This window comes from Neorhizobium sp. R1-B (assembly GCF_004368875.1).
Classification (GTDB): domain Bacteria; phylum Pseudomonadota; class Alphaproteobacteria; order Rhizobiales; family Rhizobiaceae; genus Neorhizobium; species Neorhizobium huautlense.
Genome location: NZ_SOEM01000031.1, coordinates 12,154 through 32,039, shown reverse-complemented (window position 1 = coordinate 32,039; position 19,886 = coordinate 12,154). Strand labels below are relative to the sequence as shown.

At 60.7% G+C, this 19,886-nt stretch carries 19 protein-coding genes and 1 pseudogene; 3 read left to right on the top strand and 17 right to left on the bottom strand.

Going from position 1 to position 19,886, the window contains the following annotated elements; genetic code table 11:
• Nucleotides 1–7: 7 nt before the first annotated feature.
• The 7 genes and pseudogenes from EDE05_RS24765 to EDE05_RS24735 all read right to left on the bottom strand — a co-directional run bounded on the left by EDE05_RS24765 (nt 8) and on the right by EDE05_RS24735 (nt 8,630).
• Nucleotides 8–1,819, bottom strand: coding sequence for an ABC transporter ATP-binding protein (locus EDE05_RS24765; RefSeq protein WP_112800361.1), 1,812 nt, complete (start codon nt 1,817–1,819; stop codon nt 8–10).
• Nucleotides 1,820–1,830: 11 nt separating this feature from the next.
• Nucleotides 1,831–2,595 carry a DUF1028 domain-containing protein gene (locus EDE05_RS24760; RefSeq protein ID WP_132413060.1) on the bottom strand — a complete coding sequence of 255 codons (765 nt, stop codon included), beginning with the start codon at nt 2,593–2,595 and terminating at the stop codon, nt 1,831–1,833.
• A gap of 4 nt (nt 2,596–2,599) precedes the next feature.
• Nucleotides 2,600–4,384: a gamma-glutamyltransferase family protein gene (locus EDE05_RS24755; protein WP_112800286.1), complete on the bottom strand. Its 1,785-nt coding sequence runs from the start codon at nt 4,382–4,384 to the stop codon at nt 2,600–2,602.
• Between the two features lie 19 nt (nt 4,385–4,403).
• Nucleotides 4,404–5,279: an ABC transporter permease gene (locus EDE05_RS24750; protein WP_112800283.1), complete on the bottom strand. Its 876-nt coding sequence runs from the start codon at nt 5,277–5,279 to the stop codon at nt 4,404–4,406.
• On the bottom strand, nt 5,276–6,223 hold the full coding sequence (locus EDE05_RS24745; protein WP_112800281.1) for an ABC transporter permease: 948 nt from the start codon (nt 6,221–6,223) through the stop codon (nt 5,276–5,278). Before EDE05_RS24745 ends, EDE05_RS24750 begins: the two co-directional genes overlap by 4 nt.
• A gap of 72 nt (nt 6,224–6,295) precedes the next feature.
• A pseudogene (locus EDE05_RS24740) lies at nt 6,296–7,803 on the bottom strand (ABC transporter substrate-binding protein).
• Between the two features lie 95 nt (nt 7,804–7,898).
• Nucleotides 7,899–8,630, bottom strand: a complete 732-nt coding sequence (locus tag EDE05_RS24735; RefSeq protein WP_112800277.1) for a FadR/GntR family transcriptional regulator — start codon at nt 8,628–8,630, stop codon at nt 7,899–7,901.
• 217 nt (nt 8,631–8,847) lie between these two features.
• Between EDE05_RS24735 and sthA the strand changes: the two genes are divergently transcribed.
• Nucleotides 8,848–10,341, top strand: a complete 1,494-nt coding sequence (gene sthA / locus EDE05_RS24730) for a Si-specific NAD(P)(+) transhydrogenase (RefSeq protein WP_105372467.1) — start codon at nt 8,848–8,850, stop codon at nt 10,339–10,341.
• A 59-nt stretch (nt 10,342–10,400) separates the two neighbouring features.
• Here the strand turns inward: sthA and rpsD are convergent, their stop codons facing one another.
• On the bottom strand, nt 10,401–11,018 hold the full coding sequence (gene rpsD / locus EDE05_RS24725; RefSeq protein ID WP_105372466.1) for a 30S ribosomal protein S4: 618 nt from the start codon (nt 11,016–11,018) through the stop codon (nt 10,401–10,403).
• Nucleotides 11,019–11,317: 299 nt separating this feature from the next.
• Between rpsD and EDE05_RS24720 the strand changes: the two genes are divergently transcribed.
• Nucleotides 11,318–11,563: a DUF982 domain-containing protein gene (locus tag EDE05_RS24720; RefSeq protein WP_105372465.1), complete on the top strand. Its 246-nt coding sequence runs from the start codon at nt 11,318–11,320 to the stop codon at nt 11,561–11,563.
• Between the two features lie 4 nt (nt 11,564–11,567).
• Here EDE05_RS24720 and EDE05_RS24715 read toward each other — a convergent pair whose 3' ends face one another.
• The 9 genes from EDE05_RS24715 to EDE05_RS24675 form a co-directional block, all read right to left on the bottom strand.
• Nucleotides 11,568–13,082, bottom strand: coding sequence for an ATP-binding protein (locus EDE05_RS24715; protein WP_112800275.1), 1,515 nt, complete (start codon nt 13,080–13,082; stop codon nt 11,568–11,570).
• A 111-nt stretch (nt 13,083–13,193) separates the two neighbouring features.
• Nucleotides 13,194–13,826, bottom strand: a complete 633-nt coding sequence (locus EDE05_RS24710) for a LysE family translocator (RefSeq protein WP_112800273.1) — start codon at nt 13,824–13,826, stop codon at nt 13,194–13,196.
• Between the two features lie 9 nt (nt 13,827–13,835).
• Entirely contained in the window at nt 13,836–14,207 is a 372-nt protein-coding gene (locus tag EDE05_RS24705) for a GFA family protein (RefSeq protein ID WP_105372462.1), read from the bottom strand.
• Nucleotides 14,208–14,231: 24 nt separating this feature from the next.
• Nucleotides 14,232–14,867 carry a LysE family translocator gene (locus EDE05_RS24700; RefSeq protein ID WP_112800271.1) on the bottom strand — a complete coding sequence of 212 codons (636 nt, stop codon included), beginning with the start codon at nt 14,865–14,867 and terminating at the stop codon, nt 14,232–14,234.
• 62 nt (nt 14,868–14,929) lie between these two features.
• Nucleotides 14,930–15,382, bottom strand: a complete 453-nt coding sequence (locus EDE05_RS24695) for a GNAT family N-acetyltransferase (RefSeq protein ID WP_112800359.1) — start codon at nt 15,380–15,382, stop codon at nt 14,930–14,932.
• A gap of 80 nt (nt 15,383–15,462) precedes the next feature.
• Nucleotides 15,463–15,699 carry a DUF1127 domain-containing protein gene (locus EDE05_RS24690; protein ID WP_112800269.1) on the bottom strand — a complete coding sequence of 79 codons (237 nt, stop codon included), beginning with the start codon at nt 15,697–15,699 and terminating at the stop codon, nt 15,463–15,465.
• A 384-nt stretch (nt 15,700–16,083) separates the two neighbouring features.
• A complete protein-coding gene (gene murI, locus EDE05_RS24685; protein ID WP_112800267.1) occupies nt 16,084–16,881 on the bottom strand; it encodes a glutamate racemase in 798 nt (265 codons plus the stop codon).
• Nucleotides 16,865–17,701, bottom strand: a complete 837-nt coding sequence (locus tag EDE05_RS24680; RefSeq protein ID WP_112800265.1) for an RNA methyltransferase — start codon at nt 17,699–17,701, stop codon at nt 16,865–16,867. The genes murI and EDE05_RS24680 overlap by 17 nt, the downstream gene beginning before the upstream one ends.
• A 166-nt stretch (nt 17,702–17,867) precedes the next feature.
• The gene (locus tag EDE05_RS24675; RefSeq protein ID WP_112800263.1) at nt 17,868–18,398 is read right to left on the bottom strand and encodes a hypothetical protein; all 531 of its coding nucleotides are present in this window, start codon (nt 18,396–18,398) and stop codon (nt 17,868–17,870) included.
• A 226-nt stretch (nt 18,399–18,624) separates the two neighbouring features.
• Here EDE05_RS24675 and EDE05_RS24670 point away from each other — a divergent pair, with 226 nt between their 5' ends.
• The gene (locus tag EDE05_RS24670) at nt 18,625–19,839 is read left to right on the top strand and encodes an NADP-dependent isocitrate dehydrogenase (RefSeq protein WP_112800260.1); all 1,215 of its coding nucleotides are present in this window, start codon (nt 18,625–18,627) and stop codon (nt 19,837–19,839) included.
• Nucleotides 19,840–19,886 lie beyond the last annotated feature (47 nt).

Here is a 19,886-nt window from a genome sequence, read left to right as displayed (position 1 = left end):
GCAGCCGTCACGCAACCTGCACGAGATGCCCATCGGAAACCTCGCGATACTGCCTTTTCGGTGGTTGATAACCGATCGACCTGACGGGGCTTTTCAGCTCGTCGTTTGAAATTCCGCGCCGGATGCCACGGCGTGAAGGATCGGGCACCGGCACCGCCGCCATCAGCTTTTTCGTATAGGGATGCTGCGGGTTGTCGAAGACAGCAGCACGCGGGCCGATCTCGACGATCTCGCCAAGATACATGACCGCCACCCGGTGGCTTACACGCTCGACCACCGCCATGTCGTGGCTGATGAAGAGGAAAGCCAGGTTCAGGCTCTGCTGCAGGTCGAGGAGCAGGTTGCAGACCTGCGCCTTGATCGACACGTCGAGCGCCGAAACGCTCTCGTCGGCGACGATCACCTTCGGGTCGAGCGACAGAGCACGAGCGATGGCAATACGTTGCCGCTGGCCACCGGAGAACTCATGCGGGTAGCGGCCTGCCATATCGGGCGACAGGCCGACCTTCCGCAACAGGTCGGCGGTCTTTTCCTTGGCCTCCTTTGCATTGCCGAGCTTGTGCTTGACGAAGGGCTCGGAAATTGCGGCGCCGACCGTCATGCGCGGGTTGAGCGACGAGAACGGATCCTGGAAGATCATCTGGATGGTCTTGCGCATATTGCGCAGGCCGGTCTGATCGAGGCGCAGGACGTCATAACCGTCGAGTGCCACGTCGCCGCCGGTCGGCTCGATCAACCGCATGATCGAACGGCCGGTCGTCGACTTACCGCAGCCGGATTCACCGACCAGTGACAAGGTCTCACCCTGAAACAGATCGAAAGAAATGTTCTCGACCGCATGCACCGCGCCAGTCTGGCGGGCGAACAGTCCTGAACGGACGGGGAAGCGTGTGACGAGATTCTTCACCGCAAGAACCGGCGTCCTGCCCTTGGCGACCGTGCCGGCAATTTCTGAAGGCTCTGCCACCTCGCCTGTCTTCACATCCACAACCGGAAACCGTGTCGGCCACCTGCGGTTCTGCATGGAACCGAGCCGGGGCACGGCGGAGAGAAGCGCTCGCGTATAGGGATGATTGCCGCGATGGAAGATCTCTTCCGTCGGGCCGCTCTCGACCGCCTCCCCGCGATACATGACGATGGTGCGATCGGCGATCTCGGCGACCACACCCATGTCATGGGTCACGAAGAGCACCGACATGCCCTCCTCCTCCTGCAACAGCTTGATCAGATCCAGGATCTGTCCCTGGATGGTGACATCGAGCGCGGTGGTCGGTTCGTCGGCGATCAGCAGCTTCGGCTTCGACGCCAGCGCCATGGCGATCATGACGCGCTGGCGCATGCCCCCGGAGAACTGGTGCGGATAGTCGTCGAACCGGGCGCCGGCATTCGGGATGCGGACTTTTTCAAGCAGCCGCACGGTTTCAGCACGCGCTTGCGCTTTCGACAATCCCTTGTGGCGGGTCAGCACCTCGGAGATTTGCCTTCCGATTGTGAAGATCGGGTTGAGCGAGGTCATTGGCTCCTGAAAGATCATCGATGCATCGTTACCGCGTATACCGCGCATCTCCTTTTCCGATATCGACAGGAGGTTTCTGCCGGAGAGCATGATCCTGCCTTCGATATGGCTGGTGTTGGCAGCCAACAGACGCATGATCGACAGCGATGTGACGCTCTTGCCGGAGCCGCTCTCGCCGACAATTGCGACCGTCTCGCCGGGATATACGTCGAAGGAGACGTCGCGCACGACGTTCTTCCATTCGCCATCGACCAGGAAGGACGTGTTGAGATTCTTGACTGAAAGGACTGGTGCTTCGCTCATGACCGCCTCCCTCATTGGGGTTTCCAGGGTGTTGCAAAGGAGGCGGATGGACGGCCTTCCGCCTCACGGGCGGCTTCCAGCGCGGCTATCTTCTGATCGATGACACGCCGGTCGATCATGCCATGCGGGTTTTCGCGGGTCGGCATCGTTTCGGCGACATGCAGGAACCGCTCCTGCGCGACGGCATAAAGCCGGCGCAATTCTTTGAGCGGATCGGAATGGTCATCGGCGTTGATGCGCAGCCAGGGATAATCCTGGTCGCGGTAGATCACCATGGCGGCGGACTGCCTGCCGCGCTTGTCGCCGCCGGCGGCCTCTCCGGCATCCATGGCCGCGAGCAGACGTTCGGTAAGCGGCGCGCTCTCGGCCGACTTTTCCTTGTAGACGCGCAACGTCTCGGCGATTACCTCTGGCCCGGTCAGCATGTTGCCGGCAACGGAGACGTTGTCCTCCACCAGGTGGCCGGCCCAGTCGATGCAGAACTCGCCGGTATAGGCCGCGTTACGACCGGCGGCGTCGATCAGGTGGAACTGGCGCTGACGGCGACCATCATCTCGGGCAGTCAGCGTCTCGATGATTTCCTGCGGGCTTCTGCCCTCTTCCAGAAGTTTCAAGCCATCCGTGCCGTAGAGCGGGCTGACGAAGGCCTGGGTTGCGACGGCACCCACTCTGCCCTTGATATGCGGCACCGCGCAGCCGACAGCAAAGAAGCGGCTGGCGACGGCTATTCCCAGATGACCGGTTTGCGTGTCACGCGCGACGATCGACCATGTCATAGACCTATCTCCCCACCGCATAAGCCTGCATGAGGCGCGGTGTTGCCGCCGCCCGCATGAGGCCGCCCGCATCGCGGCGCGCCGCCGTCAGGCGACCGACGCTCCACGGATCGGCAACGGCGACCTGATGGCCGCGGCGGCGCAACTCCTCGAGAACCTCGGCACCGATATTGCTTTCCACCATGATGTTGCCCGGCTCGCTGGTACGCGGATAGAACGATCCCGGAAAATGCGTGGTGTGGAAAAGCGGCATGTCGATCGCCGCCTGCAGGTTCGGCTTGTGGTGGACATAACGCAGGAAGAACGGCAGCTGCCACTGGTCCTGCTGATCACCGCCCGGCGTGCCGAAGACCAGCGTCGGTCGGCCCTGATGCAGCGCCAGAGACGGGGTGAGCGTGGTGCGAGGACGCTTGCCCGGTGCCAGCGACGTTGGCAGCCCTTCCTTGAGCCAGAACATCTGGGCGCGCGAGTTCAGGGCAAAACCGAGACCCGGCACGATCGGCGACGATTGCAGCCAGCCGCCGGACGGCGTGGTCGAGACCATGTTGCCCCAGCGGTCGATGACGTCGATATGCACCGTGTCGCCGCGCTTCTCGGTCAGGTGCGACATGGTGGGTTCATAGACCGCACCCTTGCCGCTCACGTCCGCCAGCATCGCCATGGTAAGGTCGAACTGGTTGTCGTAACCCGGCACACGGCCCGGCCGCAGTTCAAGCGAAGCCTGCCCGCCGATCAGCTTGCGACGCTCGGCATTATAGCTTTCCGAGAGCAGGTATTCCGTCGGAATCTGCGCGAATTCCGGGTCGCCGTAATAGACTTCACGATCGGCATAGGCGAGCTTCATCGCTTCGACGACCACATGCACAAAATCAGGACCGGCCGGATCCATCGCCGAAAGATCGAAGCCCTTCAACAGCGCCAAGGACTGCAGAAGCACCGGCCCCTGCCCCCAGGCGGGCGTTTTGGCGACGGTCCAGTCGTGGTAGTCGTAGGTCTGCGGTGCCTCGACAGTAGCGCGCCAATTCGCCATGTCGTCCGCGGTCAGCACGCCTTTGTGCCGCGCGCCGCTCGCATCCATCACCTCGGCTGTGCGGACGTAAGCGTCGATCGCCTCCGCCACAAAGCCGCGGTAGAAGGCATCTCGCGCCGCCTCGATCTGGTTCTCGCGCCCGGTTTTCGCTTCGGCCTCCGCGACGACGCGCTTCCAGGTATCGGCAAGCACCGGGTTCCTGAAATTGCTCTGCGGTTCCGGCGCTGCGCCGCCCGGCAGCCAGGTGGCATAGGATGTCGGCCATTCCTTCTCGAAGAAGCCCGCAAGTCCCTTGATGGTGGCGGATACGCGGGCAAGCACCGGATGGCCCTGCTCGGCATAATAGATCGCCGGTTCCAGGACCTCTCGGATGCTCATCGTGCCATAGTCGCGCAACATCAGCATCCAGCCGTCGAAGGCACCGGGGATGACGGTTGCCAGCAGACCATCGCCGGGAATGAGCTTCAGTCCCTCGGACGTATAATGCTCGATCGTCGCGCCGGCAGGCGCAGTTCCTTGCGCACAGATGACTTCGACCTTGTCCTTCTTCTTCGAGTAGAAGACGGCTGGCATATCGCCGCCCGGCCCGCAGAGATGCGGTTCGACGATCTGCAGCACGAAACCGGTTGCAACCGCCGCATCGAAGGCGTTGCCGCCCTTTTCGAGGATCGCCATGCCGACGGCCGACGCTATCCAATGGGTGGAGGTGACGACACCGAACGTGCCAAGGATTTCGGGCCTGGTGGTGAATTCGGTCATTCTCGGAATTCCTTCTAGATTAGGCTTCGCGCGGGTCGAGCGCGTCACGCAGGCCATCGCCCAGCAGGTTGAAGCCGATGACGACGAGGAAGATCGCGGCACCCGGCCACATGGCCATCCAGGGAGCCTGGTTCAGGAAATTCTTGGCAACGTTCAGCATCGAGCCCCACGAAGGAGCCGGTGGCTGCTGACCGAGGCCAAGGAAAGAAAGGCTCGCCTCGGCGATAATCGCCGTAGCGATCGTCAACGTCGCCTGCACGATGATGGGGGCCATGACGTTCGGCAGGATGTAACGAAGCATGATTTCCAGATGGTTCAAACCGACCGCACGGGCGCCTTCAACGTAGTCCTCGGTCTTCACCGCCAGTACCTGCCCGCGCGTCAACCGGACGAAAATCGGCATGGCGGAAAGCCCGATCGCGATCATGGCATTCATCAAGCTCGGGCCGAGGAAGGCGGCCAGCGCGATCGCCATGATCAGGAAGGGCATGGCGAGCAGCGCCTCGGTGACGCGTGAGATCACCATATCCACCCAGCCGCCGAAATATCCCGCGACCAGTCCGAACGGTACGCCGATACAGACCGAAATCGCGACCGAAAAGACGCCCGCCATCAGGGAAGCCTGGGCGCCCCAGATCATGCGGGAGAGGATATCGCGGCCAAGGTCGTCGGTGCCGAGCCAGTACATGGCAGACGGTGCCTTGCGGATCGCCGACCAACTCGTCGCCAGTGGATCGATGATCGGCAGGATCGGGGCGGTCACGGCAAGGGCGGTGAAGAAGAGAATGATCACCGCGCCGACGAGCGCGCTCTTGTTTTTCTTCATCTTCCGCCAGGCGCGGCTGTGTTCACGCTTGGCCACCAGGACGGGCGGGGCTTGATCGATCGTCGTCATAGCGTTGCCCTCAAGCGCGGATTGAGCAGGACATAAAGCACATCGGCAATGAGATTCATCAGGATGAAGCCGACTGCCGTACACAGCACCACGCCCTGCACCACCGCATAGTCCCTGTTGAAGACGGCATCGACGATCAGCTTGCCGAAGCCGGGAATGGTGAAAATCTGTTCGGTCAGAACGGCACCCGCCAGCAGTTCGCCAAAAAGCAGCGCCGACAGCGTGACGACGGGCAGAAGCGCGTTGCGGAAGCTGTGGCTCAGCACCACCTCCCGCGGCGACAGGCCCTTTGCCCGCGCGGTGCGGATATAATCGGCGCTCATCACACCCACCATCGCCGAACGCGTATGCCGCATCAGCGTCGCGGCCAGCGCGCTGCCGAGCACGAAGGCCGGCATGACCATCGTCTGCAGCGACCGCACCGGATCAGCGAAGATCGATTCGTATCCGGAGGCGGGAAGCCAGCCGAGCTGGACTGAAATCAGCAGGATCAGCATGATACCAAGCCAGAAATTCGGGATCGACAAACCCGAGAGCGCGACGATGTTGGCGATGTAGTCGATGGTCGTGTTTTTCTTGACGGCCGCGAGGATTCCGATCGGAATGCCGATCAGGAAGGCGAAAAACATTGCCATGGTCGCAAGCTGGATCGTCACCGGCAGCTTCTGCAGGATGAGTTCGAGAACCGGCTGATTGGTGCGCAGCGAGATGCCGAAATCGCCACTTAGAATGCCCCCGAGCCAATAGAAATATTGCACGATCACGGGATCGTTCAGCCGATATTTCTCGCGCAGGAATTCGATCACGGCCGGATCGCGTTCCTCGCCTGCCATGGTCAGGATCGGGTCGCCGGGAAGAAGCTTCTGCAGCGAAAAGACGAAGATGGAGATGATCAGCAGGGTTGGGATCGCGACGAGGAGACGCTTTCCGATATAGACAGGCATGGTGCCGCCCCTCATGTTTCCAAAGGTGCGTTGAAAAAGTGCCGCGCAGAGCTTCCGCGCGGCACAAGCGGATCAGCTCTTCTTCACGCCCACAAGACGGATCATGCCGTCCGGGCTCGCGACGAAACCGGTGACGCTGTTCTTGTAGGCCCAGATCCATGATTGATGGCCGAGGTAGATGACCGGCAGTTCGTCGTTCAGGATCTTGGCCGCGGCGTCGTATTTCTGCTTGCGGACCGCGTCGTCCGTCGACGCGCGGGCTTCGTTGAGCAGCTTGTCGACTTCGGCATTGCAGTATTTGGTATCGTTGATGCCGCCCTTGCAGGTGATGAACTGGTGGATATTCCCATCGGGATCGACGCGGCCGGACCAGTCGGAACGGCTGAGCTGATAGTTACCGCGGGTCTGTTCATCCAGCAGCGTCGCAAATTCCGTCGATTTCAAGCTGACGTCGAAACCGGCCTCCGCCACCATCGACTGGACGATCTGCATCATCTGCGCGGCCACCGGATTGTTCGGGATCTGCATCTCGATCGGTACCCGCTCGAAACCGGCTTCCTTGATCAAAGCCTTGGCCTTCTCCACATCGCGGGCAGGAACCGGCAATGCTTTGTTATACCACGGGCTGTTCGGCGGAAACGGCTGGTTGCCGCCGACGGCGGTGCCCTCATAAACGATCTGGTTCAGCGCATCGCGGTCGATCGCCAGCGAGAAGGCCTGGCGCAGGCGCTTGTCCTTGCCGAACGGGTTGTCGGCGCGCGGGCCGTTGGCGATGTTCGCGTAGAGCGTCATGTAGCCAATGTTGACCACGGAATCGACCTTGAAGCCAGAGGCGCCCTTGACGGCAGCGACATCGGTCGGCGCCAGCCGCTCGATCATGTCGAGGTCGCCCGACTGAAGGTTTGCAAGGCGCACGGTCGTATCCGGGATCGGCAGGTAGGTGACCTTGTCGACGAAAACCTTGTCCTTGTCCCAGTAATCGGCGAATTTTTCGAGGACAATACGGTCCTGCTGGACGCGCTCCACGAACTTGAATGGGCCGGCGCAGACGGGTTTCGAGCCGAAATTCGCGCCAAGCTCCTTGGCTGTCTTCGGGGAGACGATCATACCTGCGCGGTCGGAGAGCTGGGCGAGCAACGTAACGTCGGGCGCCTTCAGCGTAAACTTGACCTCCAGCGGACCAGCGGCTTCGACCTTGGCGACGGAGCTAAGCTCGCTCTTGCGGCGCGATTCCGGCAAGGTCATGTTGCGCTCGATCGTGGCAACAACGGCGGCGGCGTCCATCGCGGTACCGTCATGGAACTTCACCCCATCGCGGAGCTTCATCGTCAGCTCCTTGCCGTCGGCGGACCATTTCCACTCGGTCGCCAGCTGCGGAACGATCTTCAGATCCGGCGATACGTCGACCAGCTTGTCGCACATGGCCGTGTAGACGATGCGGCCGACGAAGGTGCGGGACTGGGCCGGATCGAGGACGTCGGCATCGTCCTGCAGGCCGATGCGCAGTTCGGCGACAGTGCGGGAAAGGCGAAAAGCGCCCCAGCCAGCAGCGCTGCCGTTAGGTTTGTCAGTCGTTTCATTGCGATTATTCCTCTCTTTTTCTCTGTTCCTGTTTGCAGTCGCCCGGCTTTTCTGCCGGTTTCTCGTTGCTGGCCGTCTCGCGCCGACCTGAAATTCAACTTGCCTCTCCAAGAGGGTGCCCCTCCATCGAGGTCGCCCGGACGAGCCGCTCCTGAAGCATCAGGAGGTGCTGGCGCATCGCTTCGCCTGCGCGGACCGGGTCACGCGCCGCTATCGCGTCGATGATGCCGTCGTGCTGGGCGAAGGAGATATTGACCGCGTTGCCGCTCGAACGGGCGCGTTCGCGGATTGCCTGCCACGCCTCGTCCTGGCGAACCTGGTTGATGACGTCGAAGATCGACAGGAAAAGTCTGTTGCCGGCGCTCTGGGCGATCTGCCGGTGCAAGGCGCCGTCCCACAGTTCGCTTGCGTCGGCATCGTGGCTCTCGGTAATTTTTCGGGCGAGACTGCGCATCCGGTCAATCTCGCCAGGCTTGGCGCGCATTGCGGCAAGCTGGGCAAGCTGCGGCTCGATCCTCAGCCGGACCTCCATGATCTCCATGAAGTCCGTACCGGCGACGATCTCGCCGACATGATCGCTCCACCGGTCGGGCCGCTCGCCGATAAAGGTACCAGAGCCCTGGCGGCGCCAAATCAGCCCCTCCCCCTCCAGCACTTCCAGTGCCCGACGGACCGCGCGGCGGCTGATGCCGAGCATTTCGGCCAGCGCCCGCTCAGTGGGCAGGCGCCCCTCCGAGCCGAATTCTCCGGTGGCAAAATGCTCCCGCAACCGATCGAGCGCGTAACTCGAGGTGTCGTGAGCCACTTCTGATTTTTTTTGGACCATTACCGTACCAATTCACGATTGGTTCAAGAGGACGGCATTTGGCCCGCAACGTCAAGACATTTTTTCGGCAATTTTTGCATTGCACAAACTATAGGCATTACCGCCGGAATCCAGGCTTGGACGCCTCGCAATCAAACCTTTAGAATAAGTGGCTACAAAAGGATTCGTGATCGCTGCTGCATCGCGGCAGCTCCAGAGATTCTAAGACGGAGCACCCATGAACCAATACGACCTCATCGTCGTCGGCAGCGGACCGGCGGGGCGCCGCGCCGCCATTCAGGCCGCCAAACTCGACAAGAAAGTCCTTGTCATCGAACAGGGTCGACGTGTCGGGGGTGTTTCGGTCCACACCGGCACAATTCCTTCAAAGACCCTGCGGGAAACCGCACTTAACCTCTCCGGCTGGCGCGAGCGCGGATTTTATGGGCGCGCCTATCGCGTGAAACAGGAGATCAGCGCGGAAGACCTGCGCCGCCGCCTCCTCATCACCCTCGACCACGAGGTGGAAGTGCTCGAACACCAGTTTGCCCGCAACCGGGTACAGCACATTCGCGGCAAGGCGAGCTTCGCCGCGCCGGATACGTTGGAGGTGCTCAAGGACGACAACGAGACGGTCCACGTGAAGGGCAAAAGCATCCTGCTTGCCGTCGGAACCAGGCCGTTTCGCCCGGACAGCATCCCCTTCGACGGCAAGACGGTCCTCGACAGCGACGAACTTCTGGAAATCGGGGATCTGCCTCGCTCCATGGTCGTCATCGGTGCGGGTGTCATCGGCATCGAATATGCAACAATCTTCAGCGCACTCGATACGGCCGTCACTGTCATCGACCCGAAATCCACCATCCTTGACTTCATCGACAAGGAGATCGTCGAGGATTTCACCTATCAGCTCCGCGACCGCAACATGAAGCTGCTCCTCGGCCAGAAGGTCGACAAGGTTGAACGTCTAGACGACGGCAAGGTGCTGGTGACGGTCGATTCGGGCCGCAAGATCACCACCGACATGGTCCTTTATGCCGCCGGGCGCACCGGGGCTACCGACACGCTGAAGCTGGCTGCCGCCGGCCTCGAAGCCGATAGCCGCGGTCGCCTGAAGGTGAACCCGGAGACCTTCGAGACAGAGGTTCCCGGTATCTACGCGGCCGGCGACGTCGTCGGTTTTCCGAGCCTCGCCTCGACCTCGATGGAACAGGGGCGCGTCGCCGCCCGCGTCGCCGTCGGCGCGATTGCCAAGGAACCGCAGAAATACTTCCCGTACGGCATCTATGCCGTGCCGGAGATTTCCACCTGCGGCCTGACCGAAGAGGAGATGAAGGAACGGGGCATTCCCTATGAATGCGGCATCGCTCGCTTCCGCGAGACCTCGCGCGGCCACATCATGGGACTCGATACCGGCTTATTGAAACTGATCTTCTCGCTGAAGACGCGCCGCCTCCTGGGCGTTCATATCGTTGGCGAAGGTGCGACAGAGCTCGTCCACATCGGCCAGGCCGTGCTCAATCTCAAGGGCACGGTCGAATATTTCGTGGAGAATACGTTCAACTATCCGACGCTGGCGGAAGCCTACAAGATCGCCGGTCTGGACGCCTGGAATCGCATGGGAGAGCTGCCGAAGGAAGCTCCCGTGGCAACCGCCCAGCCGCTCGATACCACCGCGACCACGACCGCGGACACCGCGACACCGGAAAGAAAAAAAGCCGCCTCGAAATGAGACGGCTTTCTGCAGCTGAATATGAAAATGGCCCCTTCCGGGGCCATTTTCGCAAGTGATCAACGCGAATAAAATTCGACGACCAGCTGGGGTTCCATGACCACGGCGTAAGGTACGTCGGAGAGCGTCGGAACGCGAACGAAGGTCGCAACCATCTTGTTATGGTCGGCTTCGATGTAGTCCGGAACGTCGCGCTCAGCGAGCTGAACCGATTCCAGAACCGAAACGAGCTGCTTCGACTTCTGGCGAACTTCGATGACGTCGCCGGCCTTGCAGCGGTAGGAACCGATGTTGACGCGCACGCCGTTCACGGTCACGTGGCCGTGGTTGACGAACTGACGGGCAGCAAAGACCGTCGGAACGAACTTGGCGCGGTAGACGATCGCGTCGAGGCGCGATTCCAGGAGACCGATCAGGTTCTCCGAGGTATCGCCCTTGCGACGGTTGGCTTCGTCGTAGGTGGCGCGGAACTGCTTTTCGCGCAGGTCGCCGTAGTAACCCTTCAGCTTCTGCTTGGCGCGCAGCTGCACGCCGAAGTCGGAAAGTTTGCCCTTGCGGCGCTGGCCGTGCTGGCCCGGGCCGTATTCACGACGGTTGACCGGGGACTTCGGACGACCCCAGATGTTTTCGCCCATGCGGCGGTCGATTTTGTATTTGGATGCAGCGCGCTTGCTCATCGCATTTCCTTCTCAAACGGTTAGTCCGGTCTGTTGCCAAACCGGATCAAGGAAACACGCCCTCCTCTGAGCCCTGATTTAAGAGCTCTGACAGGTTTCTCACGACAGCGATCGGAGAGACCACGGGACATGTCAACAAAAACACCGGGCGTTGAACCCGGCGTTGGCGGGGTCTTTAGGCGTATGTCTTGGAAATGTCAACAGCGTCAGTGTCGTAACCTTTCGGTAAGGCTGTTTCCAAACTCCAATTGAATCCCGGTATATTCGGTCCATCTCATATAGAGAGGAGGTATCGTGTCATGAGCCCGAAGGCCTGGAACAACCCGATCAGACTAGAAGACCCAGAAACCGGCGTTACTCGAACAGTGAAAACGGTGCGTCAGGCAAAGACGGTGCTCGACTGTTTTTGGCCGTCTTATCACGGCAGCCAGTACAGCCGCGCCGAACAGGTCTGCGGTGATGCCCTTGACGGAAGATCGGAACCGACGGAAGCGCGGCAAGCCTTCATTGCCGCCGCCGTGGAAGCGCATTTCCACATCCATTAGCGGATTATTCGGCCGCCACCCTCGCCTCGCCCTCGTCCGGCGCGTCGGCGCTACCGGGAGCGGTCTCCGATTGCAGGTCCGGAAAGGCAACGACGCGCTTTCCGGAAAAATCCGTGTGAGTCACGATCAGGCCCTGCTCCTCGAAATAGCCGAGCAGACGCCGGGCGCGGCGGGCGGAATGGGTGCCATAGGCGCGGGCGATACGGGCATCCGATGGACACGGTTCGCCCGCTATCGCTGCTTTCGCCATCATCAGGAAAACCCCCTGAAGATCATCCGAGACCCCGCCGGATAGCGACAAGGCCGTCCGCCAGGCCTCGCCTGCCGCCGTTTCGGCGTCGACGCCCGAACGCGCAACGGCCACGCGGCGGCGGAATTCGGAGAGCGACAGTGGCGGTCCGGGCAGGCGCCGCATGCGGGCGCGCACCAGAAATTCCTGATAGAGAACCGCGTCCGTCCGATAGCCCGATTGCGGATCGTCGAGAATCTCGGAAAGCACCGCCGCAAGACGCTCCTCGCGCTCTTCGGGCGACAAATCCGGCTGGGCGGCGCGTAGCTCCTGGGGCGCTGGCGAGGCAGCCGGCATCGAACGAGAGAGCTCCGCCAATATGTCCGTCGTCGGGCGCGGCGCCGGCGGCGCCCTTCGAACGACGGGGCGGACGAATTCCTCCGGATCCGGCGTGAAGATCAGATCCTCGACATCCTGCGGCGCATCCGGCAGCGGCATCAGTTTCGGGCTCGAAGACCGGGCAGACGTCTCTACGGTGCCGATGACGATCGGCAGCGGTCGGCGGGACAAGGCCGGACCAAGGGCGACAAAATTACCGCGTTGGAGGTCGCGGAACATTTCCGCCTGGCGCCGATCCATGCCGAGCAAATCGGCGGCGCGCGCCATGTCGATGTCTAGAAAGGTTCGTCCCATCAGGAAGTTCGAGGCTTCCGCGGCAACATTCTTGGCGAGTTTTGCGAGGCGCTGGGTAGCGATGACGCCCGCCAGACCGCGCTTGCGACCGCGGCACATCAGGTTGGTCATCGCACCGAGGGACAGCTTTCGGGCATCTTCGGAGACGTCGCCGCCGACCGAAGGCGCAAACATCTGGGCCTCGTCGACGACGACCAAGACCGGATACCAGTACTCGCGGTCAGCATCGAACATGCCGTTGAGGAAGGCTGCGGCGGCCCGCATCTGCTCTTCCAGATCAAGGCCCTCAAGCGTCAGTACACAAGACACCCGGTGCTGGCGAATGCGGTTGGCAATGCCGGCGAGTTCCGCTTCGGTGCGCTCGCCGTCGACCACCACATGGCCAAACTTATCCGAGAGCGTGACGAAATCACCTTCCGGATCGATCACCACCTGCTGCACCCAGGGGGCGGATTGCTCCAGCAACCGCCGCAGAAGATGCGATTTGCCGGAGCCGGAATTACCCTGCACAAGCAAGCGGGTGGCCAGAAGCTCCTCGATATCGAGCTTGGCCGGAGCGCCGCCGGCCACAATTCCCATATCGATGCCAACCTGCAATGCACTCACCCCGTATGCCGTCTCTGTGCGGTGACCCAGCGGCCCGCGACTCCCCAGCCTTAACAGAGATCGGGATTCGTTTCGCCGGACAAGTGCAAAAATGCACAGGGTTTAAGAGGCGGCCCTCCGATAGAGCGCGAGCGATCCCGCGAGCGCTAAAAGCGCGCCGCCGCAAGCCCGGTCGAGCCAGAGAGCGCCCTTCTTCTTGAGAAGATGCACCGCTTTCGAACCGAGCAGTGCGTAGACAAACATTACGGCGAAATCGATCAACGCGAAGACGACGGCGAGCAAGGCATATTGCGGCACCTGCGGCGCATCGGAGACGATGAATTGCGGCAGGAAGGCCGAAAAGAACAGGTAGCCCTTGGGGTTCGTCACTGCGACGAGAAAGCTCTTGAGGAAAATGGAGGCGGAGGAGCCGGAGCCTGACGCCGCAGCAGCTTCCGTAACGTCAAGAGATCCCTTGGAGCGGAGAAGCATGATGCCCAGAAAAGCCAGATAACACGCACCCAGCCACTTGACCACCGTAAACCAGAATTCGGAGGCTGCAAGCAGCGCGCCCAGGCCCAATGCTACGGCGCCGATCAGAACGAAGTCGGAAAGCATGGCGCCCGCCATGCCCGGCAAAGCCCGGCGCAATCCATAACGGGAGCCGTTGGTCAGCGCCAGAAGCACTGTCGGCCCCGGCGTCGCAATGCCTATGAAGGCGACGATCGCAAAGGCTAGAATGGTCATCTCGCTCATGTCGCTCTCCTACCAGAGATTCCTGCCGTCGATCACGGTGTGAGGCCATTCCTCGGCGTCGAAATCATCGAACAGCCTGGCATTCACGCCAATGCGGCGCGTCTTGCCGTCCCAGGTGCCGTCGAGTTGGAAATCGGGGCTGTCGCTATAGGTTCCGCAGCCGCAGGTGCCGCAAAAATGATGCGCCACCAGCTTCGAGTTCCAGCGATAGATTCTGTCGCTCTCGGAATCGGCCGTGACGCGCACCTGCTTCGGCTCGTAATAGGCATAGAGCGTGCCGCGACGGGAGCAGAAAGTGCAGGTGCAGCGCGTCAGCGCCTGAGGCAATTCTCCGTTGATCTCGAAGACGGTCTCGCCGCAATGGCAACGTCCGGTCAGCATGCGTTATCCTCCCTTAAAATATCCTCACGCCGCGCGCTTGAAGCTGGCCGAAAGCAGACCGGCGCCGATCATCAGTGAGCCGCCGGTGCGATTGACGATACGCTGGACCTTGGGCTTGCGGATCGTGTTCCGGGCCATGGCAGCGAGCAGGCCGTAGAGCGCGGCGTTGAGCGTTGCGAGAACCAGGAAGGTCACCTCGAAGACCGCCATCTGGAAGAAGAGCGGCCGGTTGAGGTCAAGGAACTGCGGCAGGAAAGCGACGAAGAAGACGATGCTCTTCGGGTTCAACGCCGTCACGACATAGGTATGAAGGAAAATCCTGATCGGCTTTGCGGATGCCGCATCCGTCTCATCGACCTCCGCCGCACGTTCGGAAACCGGCGCGCGCCAGAGCTTGATGCCGAGATAGATGAGATAGGCGGCGCCCACCCACTTCAGTACGGTGAAGAGCGTTGCAGAGGTCGCAAGCACGGCGCCGAGACCCAGCATGGAAGCGGTCATGGCGGTGAAATCACCAAGCGCGACACCTGCGACCGTCGCGCTCGCAACTTTGCGGCCGTGGCTCAGCGCATAGGAGATGACAAGCAGGATCGTCGGCCCGGGAATAGCAAGCAGAATGGACGAAGCGGCAACGAAAGCGAGCCAGTGTTCAAGCGACATGCGAAACTCCTCCATGGAACAGGGCGAGCAAGCCACCGATTTTTTCGCTTTGCAAGCGGTGTTTATCGAGTTTCGCGACGCCAATGATAGAGAATGTCCGGCTCCTTTTCCTCATTGGCCGTGCCATCGGTCTGTTCGACCGCCACAAAGCCGCGCGCTTCGTAAAAGCGGCGGGCCGTAGCATTGCGCTGGAAGGTCCAGAGGAAAAGTTGCGGATGGGCTTCTTTGGCGATGTCCAGCAGCCGGGAACCCATCCCCTGCCCCTGCGCACTCGGCAGGATGTAGAGCTGGTCGACCCAGTCCTTGCGGAAGGCGATAACGCCGAGCAAGGCGCTCCCCCTTTCGGCGCCCCAAATGTCGCAGGTCGCGAAAAGATGCCCGCGCCAGTATCCACGATCCTCCTCCAAAGTATGAAGGCCGGCCAGCCAGGGCAGCCGCTCGTCGAAGGAAACACGGTGGAGGCTCGCGGCAGCCGCCATATCGTCATGGTCAAGTTTGCGGAAGACGATTGTCATTTCAGCCCCCAGCCTGGCATCTCCGTAAGAGATGCTCGAGATCTCCGGCGGAAAGCCGCCGGAGATCTGTGTCAGCCCTTTCACAGCCGGATATCCCAAAGGATGAACCGGACATTCCCGCGTTCGTCCTCCAGTTCCGGGAAACCAATATCGCGGCGCATCCGATTGGAAAGATCGGAGATCTGGTTTTCCGTCTGGCGACGGCTCCAGGCTGCCAGAAGCAGTGCACGGGCAGTCTTCCAGACGCCGTGTTCCCGGCACAGATCATGAACCGCAGCCGAAAGGGTATCAGCAACTAAAAATTGTGATTCACGCATGATTTTTCGTCCCGGCGCATGACGCGACCAGGTCCTCTTCGATGAAAGAAGACGTGCGGATGCGGACACGGAAACGCGATAAATCGCTCCGTCAATCAGTCACGTCAGATCAATGGGAAAAATGCCAAAAACGGCGGAGATACAGGCCTATACGGCCTGATGGCACATGCCGGCCGGCGTCGATGTATAATACACCGAGGCCACGATAGCCGTTCCGCCAGAAAGGCGCATAAACATGGTAATGGATGTCATCTCACGCCTCCTGTGTTCGCTTTGCGGAATGAATAGATCATACACGAGATCGGCCGGCAATCAAGCACACAATCGCGAATTGCAATCATAAGGAAAAATTCGTGACAAAAAAGCCACATTGCTCGATGGCGCTCAGGCCTTCAGGCCAAATCCCTGCATCAGCCGCCTGGTGGCGAAATCGGGATTGCCTGACGTGAAGACCGCGAAATCATAGCTGTCGGGATGTTCGGCGCCATCGACCAGGGGCACTTTCCGGCGAGCCTGTCTTGCAATCGCTTCAGCGGGATCGAGCCAATCGACCGGCCAGGGCGCCAGCCGCCGGAAGACATTGGCCATGAAAGGGTAATGGGTACAGGCGAGAACGACGATATCGGTCTTGCTGTTGTCCTTCTCGACGAAGCATGGAGCGATCTCCGCCATAACCGCCTCGTCGGAAATGTTCTCGCCCCTGATATAGGCTTCCGCCATGCGCGCCAGATTCTGGGAACCTACCAGACGCACATGGCATTGCGTGGCAAACGACTGGATGAGATCGCGGGTATAGGCGCGCTTGACCGTGCCGGGGGTCGCGAGAACCGAGACCAGACCGGAGCGCGTGCGTTCCGCCGCAGGCTTGATCGCCGGCACGGTGCCGACAAAGGTCATCTTCGGAAAGGTCGAGCGGAGATCCGCACCAACCAGGGTAAAGGCGGTGTTGCAGGAGATCACGCAAACTTCAGGATCGTATTCCTTAAGAAGCTTGGCAAAGAGCGCGATAACCCGCTCCTTCAGCGCAGCCTCCCCCCAATCGCCGTAGGGAAACCCGGCATCATCGGCCACATAGATAAAGCCGCGCTCCGGCATCAGCACGCGCGCCTCGCGCAGCACCGTCAGTCCACCAATGCCCGAATCGAACATCAGCACAGGCTTCAACTCATTCGTCTGCGTCATTCCCTGCCGCCTCCCCCAGGGCCGCTCCCGGCTCGCCTGCCCGATTTTGTTTCGACCATCGGCGCGGAAAACGGTCGAGCGAGTTGATGACGCCCCGGAACACACTGATCTCCTGTTCCGTAAACCCCCGCCGCGAGATGACGGCGCGCAGATTGTCGATCATTTTGGGCTTTTTCGCGGGCGGATGAAAATATCCGCGGGCATCGAGGGCCTCCTCCAGATGCTCGAACAGACCGAAGACCTGTTCCTTGGTTGAAGGCCGCTGCTCGACCGGTTGAAAGATCGTCTCGCTCAGATCGTTCAGCCCGGATTTCATCCATTCATACGACATTAGCAGCACCGCCTGGGCGATATTAAGAGAGGCAAAAGCCGGATTGACGGGAAAGGTGACAATCTCATCGGCCAACGCGACTTCCTCATTGGTCAAGCCCCAGCGCTCGCGGCCGAAGAGGATGCCGGTCTTTTCCCCTGCCCTGAACCTGGTGCGCAATGTCTCAGCCGCCACGACAGGAGAACGTACGGGCTTGAAACCGTATCGCTCCCGGGCCGTCGTGGCATAGACGAAATTGAGATCCTTGATCGCCTCCTCCAGAGTCTCGTAAACCTTGGTTCCGTCGATCACGTGATCGGCCTTGGCGGCTGCGGAGCGTGCCTTGTCGCTCGGCCAGCCGTCGCGCGGATTAACGATGCGCAGTTCCGCGAGGCCAAAATTCGCCATGGCGCGGGCAACCATGCCGATGTTCTCGCCGAGTTGGGGTTCCACCAGCACGATTGCCGGTCCTTCGGCAATCAGTTTGCGCTCGCTATTGGTACCTGACATGATGCCCTTCCGATGATCGTTGGCGGGAAATAACCAGCTGAAATGCAATCGGCAAGGGCGTTATGGCTGCGCCTGCGGCATCGAGCAGCGACCACCGGTGCAGGACACGCAGCTTCACAGCAGGCTCTGAAACAAATCAGTTGCGTCCGGTTCTTCGGTTGCGAGACTATTCGCCCTTGGCGATCGACTGCATTTCCTCGACGACGGAATCCTTTTCGCCGTCCGCCACCCGGTGGATGTCATCGATGACCGACCTACCATCCTCGCCGATTACGTCGAAGTGGACTTCGCTGATGCTGTCCTTGATCTGGGCGTCATCGACACAGGTCCATTGCTTGAACGTCACCGTCACATCGGTAACGCCGTTGGCGCCCGGCGCCGCCGTCATGTTGATATCCTGTAGCGGACAGCCATCCTGCGAGGCGGTCACAACGTCATAACCAAAAGGGTCGCCCGGCTGGTTGTTTTCCGTCTCGTAGGCCGGATGCTTCGCCGCCTCCGCATAAGCTGTCTGGAACTTCTTGCTGAATAGGCGCTTCAGCGAATCTGCGTCGAAAATATACTTCCACTCGCTGTCGACCGTATTCCAATTGTCCTCCGTGACTTTCATGACCTCCTTGACCGGATCGGTGGCGTCAGCCGCCATGGCCAAAATGGAGGTCAGCGAAAAAGCGATAGCGAGCGGCAAGATCCGCATGGGAGGAATCCGGTTGTTCGAGTGGGATTTTTCCGGACATTAAACGCGGTTTGTGGTTTGGCAAGAACAATCCTGCACCAGCCGGAGTGCGGGACGATTTCTGGCGCGAAAAGCCACATGACACTGGCTGAATGCCTTTGCGTTCCAGTCGGGCGGTGCTATAGCGCACACCACTGGTGTCCACCTTTGGGGATGAAATATCCCTCCTACGTCCGAGAGGAATTCCATGCAAAAGATCAAGGTAGCAAACCCGGTCGTCGATCTCGACGGCGACGAGATGACCCGCATCATCTGGCAGCTCATCAAGGACAAGCTGATCCTTCCCTATCTCGATCTCGACATCGAATATTATGACCTCTCGGTCGAAAACCGCGACGCGACGAATGACCAGGTCACCGTTGACGCCGCAAACGCCATCAAGAAGCACGGCGTCGGCATCAAGTGCGCCACCATCACGCCGGACGAAGCGCGCGTGAAGGAATTCGGCCTCAAGCAGATGTGGAAGAGCCCGAACGGCACGATCCGCAACATTCTGGGCGGCGTCATCTTCCGTGAGCCGATCATCTGCAAGAACGTCCCGCGCCTCGTTCCCGGCTGGACCCAGCCGATCGTCGTCGGGCGCCACGCCTTCGGCGACCAGTACCGCGCCACCGACTTCAAGTTCCCCGGCAAGGGCAAACTGACGATCAAGTTCGTCGGCGAAGACGGGCAGGTCATCGAAAAGGAAGTTTTCGATGCACCGGGCGCCGGCGTGGCGATGGCCATGTACAATCTGGACGAGTCGATCCGGGAATTCGCCCGCGCGTCGATGATGTACGGCCTGATGCGCAAGTGGCCGGTCTACCTGTCGACCAAGAACACCATTCTCAAGGCGTATGACGGTCGCTTCAAGGATATATTCGAAGAAGTCTACCAGAACGAATTCAAGGCGCAGTTCGACGAAATCGGCATCACCTATGAGCACCGCCTGATCGACGACATGGTTGCGTCCGCTCTGAAATGGTCTGGCGGCTATGTCTGGGCCTGCAAGAACTATGACGGCGACGTCCAGTCCGACACGGTTGCCCAGGGCTTCGGCTCGCTTGGCCTGATGACCTCGGTGCTGCTCACTCCGGATGGCAAGACGGTGGAAGCCGAAGCCGCGCACGGCACGGTCACCCGCCATTACCGCCAGCATCAGAAGGGCCAGGAAACCTCGACGAACTCGATCGCATCGATCTTCGCCTGGACCCGCGGCCTCGCGCACCGCGCCAAGCTGGACGACAATGCCGAACTCGCCAAATTCGCCTCGACGCTCGAGAAGGTCTGCGTCGATACCGTCGAATCCGGCTTCATGACCAAGGACCTCGCGCTGCTGATCGGTCCGGATCAGCCGTGGCTCTCCACCACCGCCTTCCTCGACAAGATCGACGAGAATCTCAAGAAGGCCATGGCTGCGTAAGTCGGCGAGATCGGCTAGAAATCAGACGGCAGGACGCAAGTTCTGCC

Coding starts and splice junctions, on each gene's coding strand:
- rpsD (WP_105372466.1), bottom strand. CDS start 11,018: ATGAGCAAGCGCGCTGCATCCAAATACAAAATCGACCGCCGCATGGGC.
- EDE05_RS24735 (WP_112800277.1), bottom strand. CDS start 8,630: ATGGTCCAAAAAAAATCAGAAGTGGCTCACGACACCTCGAGTTACGCG.
- EDE05_RS24745 (WP_112800281.1), bottom strand. CDS start 6,223: ATGCCTGTCTATATCGGAAAGCGTCTCCTCGTCGCGATCCCAACCCTG.
- EDE05_RS24720 (WP_105372465.1), top strand. CDS start 11,318: ATGAGCCCGAAGGCCTGGAACAACCCGATCAGACTAGAAGACCCAGAA.
- EDE05_RS24680 (WP_112800265.1), bottom strand. CDS start 17,701: ATGTCAGGTACCAATAGCGAGCGCAAACTGATTGCCGAAGGACCGGCA.
- EDE05_RS24765 (WP_112800361.1), bottom strand. CDS start 1,819: ATGAGCGAAGCACCAGTCCTTTCAGTCAAGAATCTCAACACGTCCTTC.
- EDE05_RS24760 (WP_132413060.1), bottom strand. CDS start 2,595: ATGACATGGTCGATCGTCGCGCGTGACACGCAAACCGGTCATCTGGGA.
- EDE05_RS24705 (WP_105372462.1), bottom strand. CDS start 14,207: ATGCTGACCGGACGTTGCCATTGCGGCGAGACCGTCTTCGAGATCAAC.
- EDE05_RS24710 (WP_112800273.1), bottom strand. CDS start 13,826: ATGAGCGAGATGACCATTCTAGCCTTTGCGATCGTCGCCTTCATAGGC.
- EDE05_RS24670 (WP_112800260.1), top strand. CDS start 18,625: ATGCAAAAGATCAAGGTAGCAAACCCGGTCGTCGATCTCGACGGCGAC.
- EDE05_RS24700 (WP_112800271.1), bottom strand. CDS start 14,867: ATGTCGCTTGAACACTGGCTCGCTTTCGTTGCCGCTTCGTCCATTCTG.
- EDE05_RS24750 (WP_112800283.1), bottom strand. CDS start 5,279: ATGACGACGATCGATCAAGCCCCGCCCGTCCTGGTGGCCAAGCGTGAA.
- EDE05_RS24755 (WP_112800286.1), bottom strand. CDS start 4,384: ATGACCGAATTCACCACCAGGCCCGAAATCCTTGGCACGTTCGGTGTC.
- murI (WP_112800267.1), bottom strand. CDS start 16,881: ATGACGCAGACGAATGAGTTGAAGCCTGTGCTGATGTTCGATTCGGGC.
- sthA (WP_105372467.1), top strand. CDS start 8,848: ATGAACCAATACGACCTCATCGTCGTCGGCAGCGGACCGGCGGGGCGC.
- EDE05_RS24690 (WP_112800269.1), bottom strand. CDS start 15,699: ATGCGTGAATCACAATTTTTAGTTGCTGATACCCTTTCGGCTGCGGTT.
- EDE05_RS24675 (WP_112800263.1), bottom strand. CDS start 18,398: ATGCGGATCTTGCCGCTCGCTATCGCTTTTTCGCTGACCTCCATTTTG.
- EDE05_RS24695 (WP_112800359.1), bottom strand. CDS start 15,382: ATGACAATCGTCTTCCGCAAACTTGACCATGACGATATGGCGGCTGCC.